At 58.3% G+C, this 15,526-nt stretch carries 14 protein-coding genes and 2 pseudogenes; 9 read left to right on the top strand and 7 right to left on the bottom strand.

Features of this window, described 5'->3' with window-relative positions; translation table 11 throughout:
• Window positions 1–172: 172 nt before the first annotated feature.
• Both KUF73_RS09845 and KUF73_RS09840 read left to right on the top strand, forming a co-directional pair.
• Window positions 173–1,135: a LysR family transcriptional regulator gene (locus KUF73_RS09845; RefSeq protein ID WP_218437839.1), complete on the top strand. Its 963-nt coding sequence runs from the start codon at window positions 173–175 to the stop codon at window positions 1,133–1,135.
• 59 nt (window positions 1,136–1,194) lie between these two features.
• Window positions 1,195–2,352, top strand: coding sequence for a S9 family peptidase (locus KUF73_RS09840; protein ID WP_218437838.1), 1,158 nt, complete (start codon window positions 1,195–1,197; stop codon window positions 2,350–2,352).
• A 75-nt stretch (window positions 2,353–2,427) separates the two neighbouring features.
• Here the strand turns inward: KUF73_RS09840 and KUF73_RS09835 are convergent, their stop codons facing one another.
• Window positions 2,428–2,814 (bottom strand): nuclear transport factor 2 family protein, encoded by a 387-nt coding sequence (locus KUF73_RS09835; protein ID WP_218437837.1) that lies wholly within the window; start codon window positions 2,812–2,814, stop codon window positions 2,428–2,430.
• Window positions 2,815–3,073: 259 nt separating this feature from the next.
• Here KUF73_RS09835 and KUF73_RS09830 point away from each other — a divergent pair, with 259 nt between their 5' ends.
• Both KUF73_RS09830 and KUF73_RS09825 read left to right on the top strand, forming a co-directional pair.
• The gene (locus KUF73_RS09830; protein WP_218437836.1) at window positions 3,074–4,423 is read left to right on the top strand and encodes an amidohydrolase family protein; all 1,350 of its coding nucleotides are present in this window, start codon (window positions 3,074–3,076) and stop codon (window positions 4,421–4,423) included.
• 11 nt (window positions 4,424–4,434) lie between these two features.
• Window positions 4,435–4,881, top strand: a complete 447-nt coding sequence (locus tag KUF73_RS09825; RefSeq protein ID WP_218437835.1) for a heme-binding protein — start codon at window positions 4,435–4,437, stop codon at window positions 4,879–4,881.
• Here the strand turns inward: KUF73_RS09825 and KUF73_RS09820 are convergent.
• The 4 genes and pseudogenes from KUF73_RS09820 to KUF73_RS09810 all read right to left on the bottom strand — a co-directional run bounded on the left by KUF73_RS09820 (window position 4,866) and on the right by KUF73_RS09810 (window position 8,648).
• On the bottom strand, window positions 4,866–5,801 hold the full coding sequence (locus KUF73_RS09820; RefSeq protein ID WP_218437834.1) for a LysR family transcriptional regulator: 936 nt from the start codon (window positions 5,799–5,801) through the stop codon (window positions 4,866–4,868). The genes KUF73_RS09825 and KUF73_RS09820 overlap by 16 nt on opposite strands.
• A 50-nt stretch (window positions 5,802–5,851) precedes the next feature.
• Entirely contained in the window at window positions 5,852–6,643 is a 792-nt protein-coding gene (locus KUF73_RS31665) for a methyl-accepting chemotaxis protein (protein WP_371135439.1), read from the bottom strand.
• 78 nt (window positions 6,644–6,721) lie between these two features.
• Window positions 6,722–6,910 (bottom strand): annotated as a pseudogene (locus tag KUF73_RS31660) (HAMP domain-containing protein); the annotation flags it as partial.
• Window positions 6,911–8,177: 1,267 nt separating this feature from the next.
• Window positions 8,178–8,648 carry a MarR family winged helix-turn-helix transcriptional regulator gene (locus KUF73_RS09810; protein WP_218437833.1) on the bottom strand — a complete coding sequence of 157 codons (471 nt, stop codon included), beginning with the start codon at window positions 8,646–8,648 and terminating at the stop codon, window positions 8,178–8,180.
• 291 nt (window positions 8,649–8,939) lie between these two features.
• Between KUF73_RS09810 and KUF73_RS09805 the strand changes: the two genes are divergently transcribed.
• The 5 genes and pseudogenes from KUF73_RS09805 (at window position 8,940) to KUF73_RS09785 (ending at window position 13,638) form a co-directional block, all read left to right on the top strand.
• A complete protein-coding gene (locus KUF73_RS09805; RefSeq protein WP_218437832.1) occupies window positions 8,940–9,893 on the top strand; it encodes a PDR/VanB family oxidoreductase in 954 nt (317 codons plus the stop codon).
• Window positions 9,894–9,925: 32 nt separating this feature from the next.
• Window positions 9,926–11,002, top strand: a complete 1,077-nt coding sequence (locus KUF73_RS09800; RefSeq protein WP_218437831.1) for an aromatic ring-hydroxylating dioxygenase subunit alpha — start codon at window positions 9,926–9,928, stop codon at window positions 11,000–11,002.
• A 156-nt stretch (window positions 11,003–11,158) separates the two neighbouring features.
• Window positions 11,159–11,395, top strand: a pseudogene (locus KUF73_RS09795) (formaldehyde dehydrogenase, glutathione-independent); the annotation flags it as partial.
• A 1-nt stretch (window position 11,396) separates the two neighbouring features.
• Window positions 11,397–11,540 (top strand): hypothetical protein, encoded by a 144-nt coding sequence (locus KUF73_RS31655; RefSeq protein WP_218437914.1) that lies wholly within the window; start codon window positions 11,397–11,399, stop codon window positions 11,538–11,540.
• A 478-nt stretch (window positions 11,541–12,018) separates the two neighbouring features.
• Complete coding sequence (locus KUF73_RS09785; protein WP_218437830.1) at window positions 12,019–13,638, top strand: methyl-accepting chemotaxis protein; 1,620 nt, start codon at window positions 12,019–12,021, stop codon at window positions 13,636–13,638.
• A 230-nt stretch (window positions 13,639–13,868) separates the two neighbouring features.
• Here the strand turns inward: KUF73_RS09785 and KUF73_RS09780 are convergent, their stop codons facing one another.
• Both KUF73_RS09780 and KUF73_RS09775 read right to left on the bottom strand, forming a co-directional pair.
• The gene (locus tag KUF73_RS09780) at window positions 13,869–14,999 is read right to left on the bottom strand and encodes an alpha/beta hydrolase (RefSeq protein ID WP_218437829.1); all 1,131 of its coding nucleotides are present in this window, start codon (window positions 14,997–14,999) and stop codon (window positions 13,869–13,871) included.
• Between the two features lie 146 nt (window positions 15,000–15,145).
• A complete protein-coding gene (locus KUF73_RS09775; RefSeq protein WP_218437828.1) occupies window positions 15,146–15,520 on the bottom strand; it encodes a tautomerase family protein in 375 nt (124 codons plus the stop codon).
• Window positions 15,521–15,526 lie beyond the last annotated feature (6 nt).

Here is a 15,526-nt window from a genome sequence, read left to right as displayed (position 1 = left end):
GTTTAGCAACTGACTAATCGCATGTCGGGATGCGACCTATCAGAAAACGCGATACCAGAAAATCTGGGGGCGCGCGTTTTTGAGGAGAGGAAAAGAAACAGCGGGAGGTTGACGCGCTGATGTATTCATCCGAATGTATCGCCAAAATAAATACAAAAAACGGACGTGCCTGATGCGTTTTAACCACCTGGATTTGAACCTGTTGGTCGCACTCGATGTGCTGCTCGAAGAACAGAACATCACCCGCGCCGCCGAACGCCTGCACATGACGCAGTCTGCCACCAGCGGTGTATTGGGACGCCTGCGTACCTATTTCGAAGACGAACTGCTGGTGCAGGTCGGCCGAAAAATGCAACTCACGCCCTATGCCAGGGAGCTCGCCACGCCCATCCGTGAGGTGCTGTTGACGATCAAGTCATCGATCACTGCCAAGCCCGTGTTCGACCCCACCACCAGCAAACGTCACTTTCGCCTGGTGACCTCGGATTACCTGATCAGCGTGCTGTTTGCCCAGGTCATTCAAAAAATCCACCAGGAAGCGCCCAACATCACCTTCGAGATGCTCGGCCCCGGCGACAATTCCGGTGAGTTGCTGATTCGCGGTGAGGTTGACCTGATGATCGTGCCTGAGCGCTACATCATCGACGGCCATCCCCACAAGCTGCTGTTCGAAGAGGAACACGTCTGCGTGGTGTGGGACGGCAATACCCAGGTCGGTGACAGCCTGACCCTTGAGCAGTACATGGAAATGGGGCATGTTTCTGTCGGTTTTGGTCGCAGCCGGCACTTGAGCATCGAAGAGTGGTTCATGAACCAGTACGGATTCAACCGCCGTATCGAAGTCATTACCAACGACTTCAACACACTGCCGCAGCTGGTTGTAGGCACCCATCGCATCGCCACCATGCACCGGCGTCTGGCACGGCTATACGCCCAGCACTTGCCGCTGCGCATCCTCAATCCACCGGTGAAGATCCCTGTCATGCGCGAGGTCATGCTCTGGCATCGCACCGTCGAGGGCGACCCGATGCACCGCTGGCTGCGCGAACGCATCAGCGAATTTATCCAGCACCTGGAAAACCCTTCTATCGCCGGTCGCGATACCTCCCATCCTGAGGCACGATTGGCCAATTAGTCGGTGCGTCCTTAACGTGCTTTGTGAACGTCAAGACAATCACAAGGACAACAACCATCATGTTCCGTTACTTTCCAACCAATTATGTGTGGAATCTTTCTGTCGACCTGGCCATCGAGATGGGCGCCCGCATGGGCGAAATCGAAGAGATGTGCGCGCCCTTGCAGGAAGCCGCCCAGCAGCCCGACGCAGCGGGAACCAAAGCGTTCCGCGAAACCTGGGCGAAGATGGCAGACAAACTGTGTGGCCTGGCTGAGGAAGATGAAGGTAATGCCCGGCTGCTGTCCGCAGGCGAAAAGTACAACCGCGCCGCCACTTATTACCTCACTTGCGAACGTTTGCAGGCCCATGGCGCGCCGGGCCGGAATGAGCTGTACCAGCGTTTTTTGCAGACCTTCAAACGCGGCATCGAGTTGTCACGCGAGAATTGTGAGCGCGTTGAAATCCCCTACGAGGGCAAACATATTTCCGGCCTGCTGGTGCGCGCCGAAGGCGTAACCGGTCCGGCACCGATCCTGGTGCAGGTCAACGGACTGGATTCAACCAAAGAAATGAAATACCGCGTCGGCCTGCCGGCCTGGCTGGCGAAACGCGGCATCTCATCGTTGATCATCGACCAGCCCGGCACGGGTGAAGCCCTGCGCCTGCATAACCTGATTGCCCGTTTCGACAGCGAGCATTGGGCCAGCCGCGTAGTCGACTGGCTGGAAACCCGAAGCGACGTGGATGCCAAGCGTATTGGCCTGGAAGGCGTCTCTCTCGGCGGTTATTACTGCCCGCGTGCGGTGGCGTTTGAACCACGGTTTGCTTGCGGCGTGGTGTGGGGCGCAAACCATGACTGGCGCGATGTGCAAAAACGTCGACTGGAAAAAGAAGGCAGCTTCCCCGTACCGCACTATTGGGCGCACGTGTGCTGGGTGTGGGGGGCAAAAGACATGGATGAGTTCATGACCATCGCCGAAAACGTGCATCTGGATGGCGTACTCGATCGCATCAAGGTGCCGTTCCTGGTGACCCATGGCGAAAAGGACTCGCAAATCCCGCTGAAGTGGGCTCAGCGCACTTACGAGCAACTGGTCAACAGCCCTAAGCGCGAACTGAAGATCTTCACCGAGCGCGAAGGTGGCGTGCAGCATTCCAGCTTCGATAACAGCATCAACGCCGGTCACTACATCGCTGACTGGATTGCCGAAACGCTGGGTGGCCACACCGCTTAACAGGTTTCGCGAAGCATAAAAAAACGCCGGAAAGCCTTGGGGTTTCCGGCGTTTTTCGTTGTGGGGCAAACGAATTCAGTTGGGCGCTCGTGTGCCATGGAACGAGCTGATCTGCCAACCTTCGGCACCGAGTGCCCAGACCTGCGTGGCAAAGCCTTCACCGCGAATCGATTGGTCACCACCGCGTTTACGCAAGGTGTTGCACTGCGTACCGGTCATGATCGCCAGGCGCTCGCCGTAGAAGCGAATCAGCAGTTCGCCACGTTCAATGTCCAGATACTGCACTGCGCTTTTGGCGTATTCCAGGTAGTCCGCCTTGCCTTGCACCAATCCGGTGGTGTGCACGTACACAAGGTCATCGGCGAACAGTTCGGCGACGCGCGAATAATCTTCCTCAACCAGGGCCCGGCGGCGTTCTTGCTCAAGTGCCAGGAGTTGGGCTTTTACAGTGGCGATGGTCATATGAAGGGATCTCTGTGGATGACGAGCGCGCACCATAGACGCCCGACCCGGCCGATAAAAAATCGCCGATCGCGATGCCAGCCATCGTGACTCGCGATACTCGCCCCTTGAGGTCACTCTTCGCCGCAAAGCCCCGCCGCTGCTGATGTGCAGCCGCTATTGACGCCATCAATACGCGCGCATTGATGCAAGTGGCTGGTGGTGTCCATGGCCGCGCCCTAGCCTCGCTTTGCATAACAATCAGCAAAGTGAAAACGCCATGAACGCCCTGCACCTGAAATGCCAGACCTTGTTCGACGGTACTGGCCTGGAAACCCGTCAACAGCAAACCCTGGTCGTGGAAAACGGCCTGCTGTCGTATGTCGGCCCAACCGCCTTGGCGCCGCAATCGCAACCGGGAGACACCGTTCTGGACGCCGGTGATAACTTTGTCATGCCGGGCCTGGTGGATGTGCATACCCATCTGGCCTTTGGTAACGCGCAGAGCGAAGAAGACATCGATATCTGGACCAGTGACGAGTTCCGCGCGCTGCGTGGCATGTTCTTCGCCCAACATGTGCTGGCCGCGGGTGTGACCAGCATGGTCTGCCCGGGCGATAGCGGCCAGCTCAGCATCGCCGTGCGCAATGCAATCGCCGCCGGTTTGTTCGAGGGCCCGCGCATTGCCGCCAGCAGCCGGGTCATTACCAATCGGCAGAGCCTCAACGACTGGTTCCCGAGCCGCGTGGGTGCGCCGGAATATTTCACCGCGCGGCTGGTCACCAGCCGCAGCGAAGCATTGGCCGAAATCCGCAAACAGGCCAAGGATGGTGTCGACCTGATCAAGATCGCCATGGATGGCACCCACCGCCGCCCGAATGGCGAAATCATTGCCGCGTTCACCGCTGAAGAAACTTACGAAATGGTCGAAGAAGCGCATCGACTGGGTTGCAAAGTGGCGACTCACGCCTATGGCCGCGAAGCGGTGATGTACGCCGCGCGCGCCGGTGTTGATCTGGTGTTTCATGCCTTTTATATGGACGACGCGTGCATCGAAGCCTTGCTCGAAGCCGGTAGCATTCTCGCGCCGACCATGACCTTCCCTCAAAACACCGTGGACTTCTGCCAGCCCCACGATCCGGCCATCAGTACCGGTTACGCCGGCTACTGCGCCCGCACCCTGGAAGTGGGTTCGGCCGTGCTCAAACGTGCCAAGGCCGCCGGCGTGCCTTTCGCTTGTGGCAGCGACAGCGGTTTTGCGGTGACGCCTTACGGCGAGTGGCACGCTCGTGAGTTGGAACTGTTGGTCACCCGCCTGGGCTTCACACCGGCAGAAGCGTTGTATGCCGCCACGGCAGTCGGCGCACGCTGCATGCCGCGTGGCGAGACCCTCGGTTCCCTTGAAGTTGGCAAGCAAGCGGACTTCCTGTTACTCGACGGTTCACCGTTGCACGACATCCGCATTCTGCAAGACCGCTCGTGCCTAAAAGCCGTGTACAAGGCCGGCCGCCCCGTGCCCATGGAGCGCAGCCCCTACAACCCAAAACAGGTGTCTGACTTCAACTCGCTGAAATGGACAGACCTTTACACCCGCGACCGCGTTGCCCAATTGGGCAAGTGGGCTCAATGAGGACCAACGCCATGCAACAACTCGACCTGTCGACCGCCATCAACATCGCCAGCAGCGCTATCCGCATCGCCCGAGAAACGGCGATTAAACCCTTGGCTGTCGCCGTGCTGGATGCCGCCGGTCATCCACTGGCCGTCTTGCGCGATGAACTCGCCAGTTTTCTTCGACCAAAAATCGCCGCCGGAAAGGCCCGAGGCTGCCTCGGCATGGGTTTTGGGGGACGTGAACTGGCCCGGCGTGCTCAAGCGATGCCGGCATTTTTCGACGCCATCAACAGCCTGACTGGAGGCGAGGTGATTCCTGTCGCCGGCGGAGTGTTGATTCGCAATGCCGAGGGGCTGCTTCTCGGGGCCATCGGCATCAGCGGCGACACGTCGGACAATGACGAACGCTGTGCGTTACAGGCTATCGAACAGGTTGGGTTGGTGGCGGATAACGGTGATCAGTTGCCCGGCTGATCAAGCAACGCGGCCTGTTCCAGCAAGAGGCCGCGAAACCACAACATGGCGGGGTCATGGTCTTGATAGGGATGCCATTGCATCACCTGGACAGCCTCGGGAAAAGCCAGCGGTGTTGGGTGAATTCGCAGTGGGTAATGCTGAGCGAAACGCTGCGCCTGCCGGCGAAATACGGTGGCGATCCGCGCGGTACCCACGATAAATTCGGGCATCAGCACGAAGCTTTCAAGGGCCACCGCCACTCGCCGTTGAACACCCAGTTCATGCAGGTGCACGGCATCCATCGCCAGGTTTCGGCCATCGGCAAACTCGCGGACTACGTGCTCCGCCTCGCAATAATTGGTAAGGCTCAGACCATCGGCGTATTGCGGTTGCTGAGCACAGACGATGCAACAGAGCTGGTCACTCATTAACGGTAGATGGGGGTAAGCCGGATTCAACCGTCGCTGAGGCACAATCACGCAATCACTGCGACGATAATCGAGCGCTTCGCTGACCACATCACCATCGCGCGGTACAGGCATGTCCCGCAGGCTCAAGCGCACGCCCGGCGCGATTCGGGCCAATTCAAGACTGACCGCCGGCAGCAGCACGCCAGCCACGTAGTCGGAGGCCACCAACGTGAAGTGCCGAATGCAATTGGCAGGTTCAAAATTGACCGGGGCATCGACAATCTCCCGTGTCAGTGCCAGCGCCTGACGCACTTTGGGCAGCAACTCCAGCCCCAACGCCGTGGGTTCCAGACGTCGTCCTACCTGAACCAGCAACGGGTCATTGAAATGCTCACGCAAACGCCCGAGCGCCGAACTGGCTGCCGACTGGCCCAGGCACAAACGTTCGGCGGCCCTGCTGACGCTGCATTCGCTCAACAAGGCATCCAGGGCTACCAGCAGATTCAGGTCAAGACGTCGATAACGCATGCAGTGTCCATTTTAGTTGGGAAGAAAGAACAACCATCACTGAGGGATACTCAAACTACAGGGTCGCTTTGAAACGCCCCAACCGCTTCACCCAGGCTGACACTCAGACGCTGCAAGTTGCCATTAGCCAATTCCAACCGAGCGCACTCCTCGGCATTTTGCTCAACCACCCCATCAACCTGACCCAGGACTGCATCGACCCGGCAGACGATGTCGTGTTGAGTCGATGCGGCGTGGGCAATGCTCTTCCCGGTGTGTTCAACACGCGAAATGGCCTCGGTAATCGCATCCAGAACCCGACTCGCGCGAACGGTCAGATCAACGCCTTCATCTGTCAGGCGCTGACTGTCGAAAAGACTGGCGGCGGTATCGCCAGTCACCTCGCCCAGACGTCGAATCATGCTGTCGATCTCGCCAGTCGATGCTCGCGTTCGACTGGCGAGCGCCCTCACTTCGTCCGCCACCACAGCAAATCCGCGCCCCTGCTCACCGGCGCGTGCGGCTTCGATGACCGCATTCAAGGCCAGTAGATTCGTCTGTTCGGCGATGGTGCTGATCACGTCGAGCACGCCGGTAATCGCCTGGCTCTCGGTTTTCAGCAGTTGCATGGAACTCGCACTGCTGGTCATTTCCCGCGACAGCCGCTGCAAGCTTTGGCTAGCCTGACGTACCAGATCGTCCCCCTGATGGATCAGCTCGCAGGCTTCGCCCAAGGTTACCTGGCTGCCTGCGACTTGCTGGTTGACCTGTACAGCGGCTCGGGTCATATGCTGCATGGCCTCAACCGCCTCAGCGGTTTGTTCGCGCTGTGCACGCACGCCCTGCCCTGTGCGCTGCACCATTGCGCCCAACGTGGCGGCGGCAGCGTCAAGCTGTTGCACATCGCTGCCGATCCGACCCACAAGACTGCGCAGCGCCTGCAACATCAGGTCGATAGCGCGGCTGAGCTGGCCTAACTCATCCTGCCGACCGAGCTGTGCGGGACGATCCTTCAGATCACCTGCGGCCACCCGTTGTGCCAGGCCCAGCATCAACTTCAGGGGCAAGACAATCGAGCGTCGGATCACAAGGCACGCAACGATACTGAGGACCACTGCCAGCAGCACCATTGCGGCAAGTTGCAGGTCCAGGCGTTGCCGGAGGGATTCATAAGAGTGCGCGGCCCTGACGCGCTCGTCTTCCAAAAGCGCCGTCACTTTCTCTGCCGAGTTCGACATGCTCACCTGCTGCGCCATGGCCTGTTCACCGCTGACGGCATAAGCCAAAAATGCCTGACGATATTCGGTCAACGCTGCGCTGGCCTCATCCAGTGCACGACGACGATCCCCGTCGAGTTGCGAACTCAGGCTGCTCAACGCAGTACCCAGTTCATTGACTCGGTTGACCCAGTCGTCGCGGTAACGCGTCTGCGGATCCAGGGAAAAATACAGCTCACTGCCGCGCAGATTGGCCAAGCGCTCGCGTAACGACGCCGCCTCCTCCAACTGCTGCATTGACTGCGTGTCGGGCAGGTTGTGTTGCTCAAGATTCAGATTGATACCGTCCAGTTGGTCGAGGAACACTTCGCTGAAACGGTGTCCCGTGGTTTCCGCCAGCACTTGCATGCGCATCCTCGCCTGTAACGCCTGTTGACGCGCCTCGGCGTATGCCTGAAACGCCTTCAGGTAACCGTCGGACGAGTCCGCAAGCGTACGCCCGAAGTCTTCGCCCACGTGCTCAAGCGGCGAGCCGATTTGAAGCTGGCGCAGAAATTCCTCAACTTGCCTGGCCTTCTCCATTGACGGCTGCAAACCGAAATCCTTCTCTGCAACTCGGGCTTGGGCGAGGTTATCTTTCTGGCGATCCAGCACGCGTAACTGTGTGGCGCTCGACTGCGTTACCTGCAACGAATACCACGCGGTGAACGCCATGCCCATCGTGCAGATCAGCACCAGACCGAAGCCGAGCAACAACTTGCCGCCAACACTGAGCCGGCTGAGCAAATCGCCCAAGAAGTGGTTCGTCATGAAAGGCGCACGCCGCGATGCGGCGATGAAGTGAGTAGCCATCGAACGAGCCTTCTTTTAGTTTTTATTGGCAATGTCACCCACCACCTGCGGCCGGGAATGGCGGCTTGAACCGGCGCGCGTCAATTGGCGGGATGGACCGAGCGACGGGCACAGGTTGCCTGTGACACAGCGGCGCTGACTAATCGCTTGTCGGGATGTGACCTATCGGCAAACGCGATATCTGAAACGCAGGCGAGTGAGTTCCAAGGGGCGCAGATGGGCGCGCACGCAAGGCGGCGTCCGAGGTAGTCAAGGGTGATTCAGCAGCAAGATGTGTGGTGTCACGAAGCGACACCACACACAGAAGTTGTATCCATCAAGCGCAGGGTCAAGCGTCTACCGGGTCGTAATCGTTCACGTTGGAGACTTGGGCATGCATTCGCCCCAACAACTCGATAAGGGTGTCCACTTCCTTGGCAGAGAGCCCGCTCAGCAGCCGCCGCTCTCGTTCCAGTGCAACCTTCAACACTCGATCATGCAACGCTTTTCCGCTGTCAGTCAGTCTGACGGTGTAACGCCGCGCATCCTTGGAATCAACCTGGCTGCAAATGTGCCCTGCCACTTCCAGGGACTGCAGTGAACGGCTGACCGCGCTCTTGTCGAGACCGATCGTCTGACAAATTCGATTGGCGGTGATGTCATTTTCCACGGCGAGCATCGAGAGCATTCGCCACTCGACGACCCCTATGCCGAAATGCTTGCGATAGCACTGTGAGGCCCCGGCAGAGAGTTTATTGGACAAAAAATTCAGGAGTGCCGGGACGTAACGAGTCAGATTCAGTTGGGATTCTGCGGACATTGAGCAAACACCTTGCATCGGCGGGTCGTTGAATATTAGTTGACACCGCAACTAAATGACCGGAGGATTTCTCTACCGAACGTCACGGGTGATTGCCTGCATGATAGGCCGTCGCCCTACCGCATAAAAATAATTATCAGGTCGTGGTCATGAACACTTTCAATTTCATTCCCTTCGCCTCGCTTACGCACAGGGTCGTCCCCCACGTGCCAGCGACCGGCTGACCCGTCCTCAGCTAACGCTCTAACTTATGCTTTTTTCAGCAGCCACTTCAGTGTGGAGGGACAGGTCATGCTTCAAGTCAACGTCACCCGCAAAGCAGATGAAGCCGAAGGCATCTGCAGTTTCGAATTATGTGCAGCAGACGGCAGTGCGCTACCGGCGTTCGAGGCCGGCGCTCACATCGACATCCACATTGCCGAGGGCCTCACCCGGCAATACTCCTTGTGCAACGATCCCAAGGAGCGCCATCGCTACTTGATCAGCGTGCTCAAGGACCCGAGCTCCCGTGGCGGCTCTAAGGCCATGCACGAGCAGATACGGTCAGGACAAACGCTCACCATCAGCACACCGCGCAACCTTTTCCCGCTTGATCGCTCCGCCAACCGACACCTGCTGTTCGGCGGTGGTATCGGCATCACGCCCATGCTGGCCATGGCCTATGAGCTTTCACATCAACGGGCCGACTTCGAGTTGCACTACTGCTTTCGATCCAGTGAACGCGCAGCGTTCGTGGCGATGCTTGCGCACACCCCATTCGCCGGTCGCATAAAGTTTCATGACGACAGCGGCGCTCAACGACAGAAGCTGGATGCGTCGGCCTTGCTGGCAACCCCAGACGCTAGCACCCATCTCTATGTGTGCGGGCCGGCCGGTTTCATGAATTACATCCTCAATGCTGCGCAGAACGCTGGCTGGTCGCAGAGCCAGGTACACAAAGAGTTTTTCGCCGCAGCCCCTATCGATGAAAGCGCCAATGCGCCCTTCGAAGTTGAGCTGGCAAGCACTGGACAGGTTTTTCAGATACCTGCCGAACGTACGGTGTTTGAAGTGCTCGACGAGGCCTGTATAGCGATCGAGTCATCTTGCGAGCAAGGCATCTGCGGCACCTGCGTAACCCGTGTACTCAAGGGCATCCCGGAACATCGGGACAAGTTCCTGACAGAGTCCGAACAAGCCGCAAACGACCGCTTTACCCCCTGCTGCTCGCGCGCCAAATCGTCACGCCTTGTTCTTGATCTGTGAACTCAAACAACACCATCAACATGGAGAACGCCATGAACACATCTACTCTCCAAACGCTTGCCGAAGAAATTCCGGTGCCTGACTTACCCAGCTTCCCCCTCAACCAGTGGTACGTCGCAGCCCTGGGATGGGAGTTGAAGGACAAACCCGTCGGCCGGACGCTACTCAACAAGCCTGTCGTACTGTTTCGCAAGACAAGCGGCGAGGTCGCCGCGCTGGAAGACCGCTGCTGCCATAGGGCGCTGCCACTGTCGAACGGCACGCTCGAAGCCGCTGGCATACGTTGCGGCTACCACGGCCTGCTGTTCGATGAACGAGGAAAATGCGTTGAAATCCCGGGCCAGGACAAGATACCGAGCAAGGCCAAAGTGCCCGCGTACCACGTGCGCGAGCAGGACCAGATCGTCTGGATCTGGTTTGGCAGCGAGCTTCAACCGGAGCCGAACTGCGAGCCGCCGACCTACCCTGTTCACAGCAGTGGCAAGTACTTGTTCGACGGCGACGTTTACCACTACAACGCGCCTTATCAGTTAATCCACGACAACCTCATGGACTTGAGTCATCTGGGTTACGTCCACCTGCGCACCATCGGTGGTAACGCCAGCATCCATATGAATGCCCGGATGAGTGTGGAAAGTGAAGGCAACGTGGTGCGGGTCGTGCGCCATATGCCGGACTCGGTTCCACCCCCCACCTACACGGCCGCCTACCCCTTCAAAGGCACCGTGGACCGTTGGCAGGAAATCGAATTTCACGTCAGTCATCTGCGTATCTGGACCGGTGCCGTGGATGCGGGGACCGATGCTCTGGATGACCCCGATCGTGGTGGCTTTCATATGCGCGGATTCCACGGGGTAACGCCAGAAACCGAAACCACCAGTCACTACTTCTGGACTATCGCCACCAATCCACAAAGCGATCCCGAAGCCATCAAGGCCAAGGTTGTTGAGCAAACGATAATGACCTTCGATGAAGACAAGGTAATTATCGAAGCCCAGTACCAGAACATGTGCCGTTTCGGTGCGCGCCCAATGATCGACATCCACGTCGATGTCGGTGCAAATCGCGCCCGCCGAATTATCGGGCAACTTCGCCAATCCACCTCTTGAACGCACAGCGCACGCATATTCACTGAGTGTGCGTGCTCATTTTTGTACTGATGCGTTGATCCATTTTCTAACCAAAGACTCGGTTCCAAGGAGTTTTAGGCCCAAAGGCAGCAATTGGCACCGCTACATAACAGAAACTTCCTCAAGTAAAAAAGCATGTCTGGCAATCGTGGCGTGGTTTATCTCGGCTCCGGGAAAGTCGAAGTACAAAAAATCGACTACCCGAAAATGCAATACCCGCGTGGTCTCAAAATCGAGCATGCGGTCATTCTCAAGGTGATCTCCACCAACATCTGTGGCTCCGACCAGCACATGGTGCGCGGCCGTACCACCGCTCAAACCGGTCTGGTGCCAGGCCGCAGCCGCGTCTGCTCGCCTGTGGGGCGCGGCAGTGGTGATCATCGGTGACGTCAACACCGTGCGCCTGGCGCATGCCAAGGCGCAGGGTTTCGAAATCGCCGACCTGTCGCACGAGCCATCTCCACCACCGCCTGATGCGCCGTTGCGGTGGACTTGCCAGCGGCCTATGAACATCTGACATCGCCCACTTGTTCAATTGAGTGTGATGCCAGGTGTGTACATGGCCACGTCCGTGTTAACCACATCGACATCCCCGCTTCCGACGACCACTCTCTCAACGGACCATAGTCCCGTTTCTCTTCAGGCCAGCGTGACACACAGATATCAAAGGCGATCAAGAGATGCTGTGCCGCTTGATTCAGATATCTGTCATGAAATGGAAAGAAACTGTCGTGGAATGCGTGGTCACTCACAACAAAATCAACGTAAAACGAATCGTTGGTAGAGATACCGAACTGTATCCGCCATCCCCGCACTTCCAAACATTTCATTGTGCGGGTGATTGCCCGATCACCTTATTCAGAGCGCTGTGAACACTAACAAAAAGACACAAGTTCATGACCCGTACACCTCCACTTTCCAGCGACTGGCATCACTGCATTAAAGGCCTATGGCTGGAGCTAACGGCTCAAAACCCTAAAGAAGAAAAACAAAATATGCTAAGGACTATTAGTATTGCTTGGCGTGCGTCTATTGGTTTCAGCCTGATTGCGTTGTTGACCGCCGGGTTGGGGATCTTTGCGTTGTCGGAGATGGATGACATGCGTGAGGCCACTCGACAGATCAGTGATGATTGGTTGCCCAGCGTGATGAGTTTGAATCATGCCGCGCAAAACGTTCAACGTATCCGCGCCCTGACCCTGCGCGTGATGATCAGCCGCGACCCGCAGACCCTTGAGCAAAACTACAGCAAGATCGACCTCCTCAAGGCCGAGACCCAAAAAGAGCTCGATAATTACGAAAAGAACATTCTCCTCGATGAAGACAAGGTGCTGTTCGATCGCCTCAAAACCGCCGAAGCGGCCTATATGTCGCTCCAGGCCAAAGTACTCGTTTTGTCGCGCAAGGATCAGCTCGACGAGGCCCGGGACATCAATGGCGAGATGAACCAGCGGGCGGATGTGTTGAGCAAAACACTCGCCGACCTGGTCGATCTGAATGACCGTGGTGCCCACAGTGCCGCCTCTCACAGCGTCGACGTTTTCAACAGTGCACGCACGGGCGTTATTGGAGCGTTGCTGGTCGTCGCGCTGTCGTCATGCGTCGTCGCCGTCGGCTTGATTCGCAGCATTGTCCTGCCGCTGCGCCAATCGGTGCTGTTGGCCGAGACGGTGGCGACCGGCAACCTCACCACACGCACCGAGGTTATCGGCAGCGATGAGCCCGCGCGGTTGATGGCGGCATTGGCAACCATGCAGAGCAATCTGCGCCAAACCATCGTGGCCATTGCCGAATCATCCAATCAATTGGCATCTGCTGCCGAAGAGTTGAGTGCTGTCACCGAAGATGCCAGCCGCGGACTGCACCAGCAAAACAGTGAGATCGAGCAAGCGGCGACCGCGATCAACGAATTGACCAGCGCAGCGGAAGATGTTGCCCGCAACGCGGTCTCCACAGCCGACGCCACGCGGGCCTCCGACCTGACCGCGCAGCAAGGTCGGCAGCAGGTGATGCGCACGGTCGAGGCGATCGGCGAATTGGCCAGTGGCGTCACCGCCACCGCTGGCGAAGTGGAGAATTTGGCCGGTCGTGTGCGCGATATCAGCCAAGTGGTCGATGTCATTCGCACGGTGGCCGAACAAACGAATCTGTTGGCCCTAAACGCCGCCATCGAGGCTGCCCGGGCTGGTGAGGCCGGTCGTGGTTTTGCCGTGGTCGCCGATGAGGTGCGCAGCCTTGCCCATCGCACCCAGCGCTCGACCCAGGAAATTGAATCATTGGTCCAGGCCATCGAACAAGGCACGGTTCAGGCTGTGGGTGCGATGCAAGACAGCAATAGCCGCGCTCACGGCACACTGGAAGTTGCCCAGGCCGCGGGGCTGGCCCTCGATCAAATAGCCAGCTCATTCACGCAGATAAACGAACGCAACCTGGTCATCGCCAGTGCAGCCGAGCAGCAGGCGCAAGTCGCTCGCGAAGTGGATGGCAATCTCGCCAACATACGCGAGCTGGCTTCGCAGACGTCCGCCGGCGCGACGCAAACCAGCGCTGCCAGCCAGGAACTGTCGCGTCTGGCGGTTTCACTCAACGGTTTGGTGTCCAGATTCACGGTTTGAGCCTTAGTGATCCCCCCTATGGCTGGCGAGAGAGCCAGCCATAGGGGTAGCGCTGAATGAGCGGTCTTAGCAAAAGGCACGGCATTGATTGCACCCCTTCGCGAAAGGCAAAAATCGACCGCGTGCGGACGCTCTGGAAAAAAAGGGACAATTTACAGCTGGCGTCCTCTCACACCACATCCCGCACGGTTCCGTACAGGTCACGGGCAACAGCGGATGCCCTGCCCAAACTACTTCAAGTGCCCCGCGCCATGCAGCCAACCTGGCGCGCCTTTGTGCAACCATTCAGTGGCTGCGGAGTTGTGTTTGATGCGACTGTCCAAAAACGCCACACCAATTGCCTCAATCGCAGCAACTTGCTGGGGATCCGGGGATGGCTCGCCCATCGGACCATGGGCACCACCGGCGGATTTTGCGCCGTGCTTGTGCCCGCTGCCCTTGGAAGCACCGCTGGACGCATCGCTGCCCTTGCCGGCCTTTTTCAATGGCCGGTTAAACAATTCGGTTCCGGACAAGGTCTTGTGCGTCGCTTTGTCCAGCTCTAGCTGAACGCTGCCAGCCACCGTCACCGACTCGCCCAACACTTGTCGCTGGCGGTAAGAACTGACCCAGTTGAAGGGATCTTCATCTTCCTGGCCGGTCATCGACAGCACGGGCGCCGACATTTGGGCGAACACTTCTCGCCGGGCGTTGGCATCCACATAAGGGCTGAGCAGCAACACAGCTTTAGGCTGAATCGCGACGCCCGACGTAGCGCCAGGCTCCAGCGCGCCGGCCAGAGCCTCAGCTGTCTGCGCGCCGACATCAAAGCCGGCCACCACGACCTGGTTCCAGTCGATGGCAGCCAGTTGCGCGTCTCCTTTCTCGGCCCGCGCCCGAACTTCGGTCAGGACTTCCTGCAATGTAGACAGCCTGTCGCGCAAGGCGGCGGCCGTGTAGTAACTGCTTGCCATTCCACGGAAGTTGCCATCCAACGCCTGCCTCGACGAAAAAATCGACTTATCGTAGGCGTGCCCTTGAACAGATAGCACCGCATAACCGGCTTGTGCCCAAGCGCTGCGCCACGCCTCTCCGCCTGAAGCCGACTCACCCAGGCCCGGCAAGTAAATAATCAGCGGCAAGCGCGCCTGGGTAGCCGGTGCCAGCCACGCCACATCCACCGATTGCTGACCGAGTTGCCATATTGCGTCCCAGCCAGAGGTTTCGTTGTGAGCCGGTTGATAGGCGGTGGCCAGATGTTCATTGACCCGCTCGGTAAATCTGATCCGCGGGTCTGGCGGATCACCCGCACAACCAGTGATCAAACCCAGACTGCCCACAACTGCACCCACCGCTAGCCAGTACCGAGGTTGAAGGTTCATTCGTTTCACAAACTCGTCCGGATTAAGATGGCTAGCAGCGTAACCAGCCTCGCTGGAAAATGAGGTATGAGGACAAGTAAATAATCGGTAAAGGGGGACGTTGATAGACGCGTTATGCAGGCCCGCAGGCTATGCACTCTCCCGAGCTAGTTGCCCCGCCCTCCTCCAAATGACCACTCATCACCGGCCGTGGTGGTGATCACCACCATGACATCCTCCGCATTCAGCCCCGTTTCCTGCCCCAACCTCTCGACCAGGTCGCGGTAAAAACGTTGTTTCGTCTCGACACTTCGAGGACGGCCAGCGGTAATCGCGATCAGCACAAAGTCATGGCTTCGTGGCCCGCCCAGATAGTGGGGATCAAACATCAGCTCACCGACCTCATGTTGGTGAATGGCCTGGAAGCGATCTGTCTTCGGCACTTCGAAACTCTCGACCAAGGCGTCGTGCAAACCCTGAGACAACGCCTGTAAGTACTCGGCGGACTTCCCCCGGTGCAGTGAAATTCGCGCAAACGGCATCAATGA

The sequence above is a fragment of the Pseudomonas sp. PD9R genome (assembly GCF_019200975.1).
Taxonomy (GTDB): Bacteria; Pseudomonadota; Gammaproteobacteria; order Pseudomonadales; family Pseudomonadaceae; genus Aquipseudomonas.
The sequence above is the reverse complement of the archived record's forward strand: the minus strand, read 5'-3'. Positions and strand labels throughout refer to the sequence as shown.

Coding starts and splice junctions, on each gene's coding strand:
- KUF73_RS09845 (WP_218437839.1), top strand. CDS start 173: ATGCGTTTTAACCACCTGGATTTGAACCTGTTGGTCGCACTCGATGTG.
- KUF73_RS09840 (WP_218437838.1), top strand. CDS start 1,195: ATGTTCCGTTACTTTCCAACCAATTATGTGTGGAATCTTTCTGTCGAC.
- KUF73_RS09835 (WP_218437837.1), bottom strand. CDS start 2,814: ATGACCATCGCCACTGTAAAAGCCCAACTCCTGGCACTTGAGCAAGAA.
- KUF73_RS09830 (WP_218437836.1), top strand. CDS start 3,074: ATGAACGCCCTGCACCTGAAATGCCAGACCTTGTTCGACGGTACTGGC.
- KUF73_RS09825 (WP_218437835.1), top strand. CDS start 4,435: ATGCAACAACTCGACCTGTCGACCGCCATCAACATCGCCAGCAGCGCT.
- KUF73_RS09820 (WP_218437834.1), bottom strand. CDS start 5,801: ATGCGTTATCGACGTCTTGACCTGAATCTGCTGGTAGCCCTGGATGCC.
- KUF73_RS31665 (WP_371135439.1), bottom strand. CDS start 6,643: ATGGTGCAGCGCACAGGGCAGGGCGTGCGTGCACAGCGCGAACAAACC.
- KUF73_RS09810 (WP_218437833.1), bottom strand. CDS start 8,648: ATGTCCGCAGAATCCCAACTGAATCTGACTCGTTACGTCCCGGCACTC.
- KUF73_RS09805 (WP_218437832.1), top strand. CDS start 8,940: ATGCTTCAAGTCAACGTCACCCGCAAAGCAGATGAAGCCGAAGGCATC.
- KUF73_RS09800 (WP_218437831.1), top strand. CDS start 9,926: ATGAACACATCTACTCTCCAAACGCTTGCCGAAGAAATTCCGGTGCCT.
- KUF73_RS09785 (WP_218437830.1), top strand. CDS start 12,019: ATGCTAAGGACTATTAGTATTGCTTGGCGTGCGTCTATTGGTTTCAGC.
- KUF73_RS09780 (WP_218437829.1), bottom strand. CDS start 14,999: ATGAACCTTCAACCTCGGTACTGGCTAGCGGTGGGTGCAGTTGTGGGC.
- KUF73_RS09775 (WP_218437828.1), bottom strand. CDS start 15,520: ATGCCGTTTGCGCGAATTTCACTGCACCGGGGGAAGTCCGCCGAGTAC.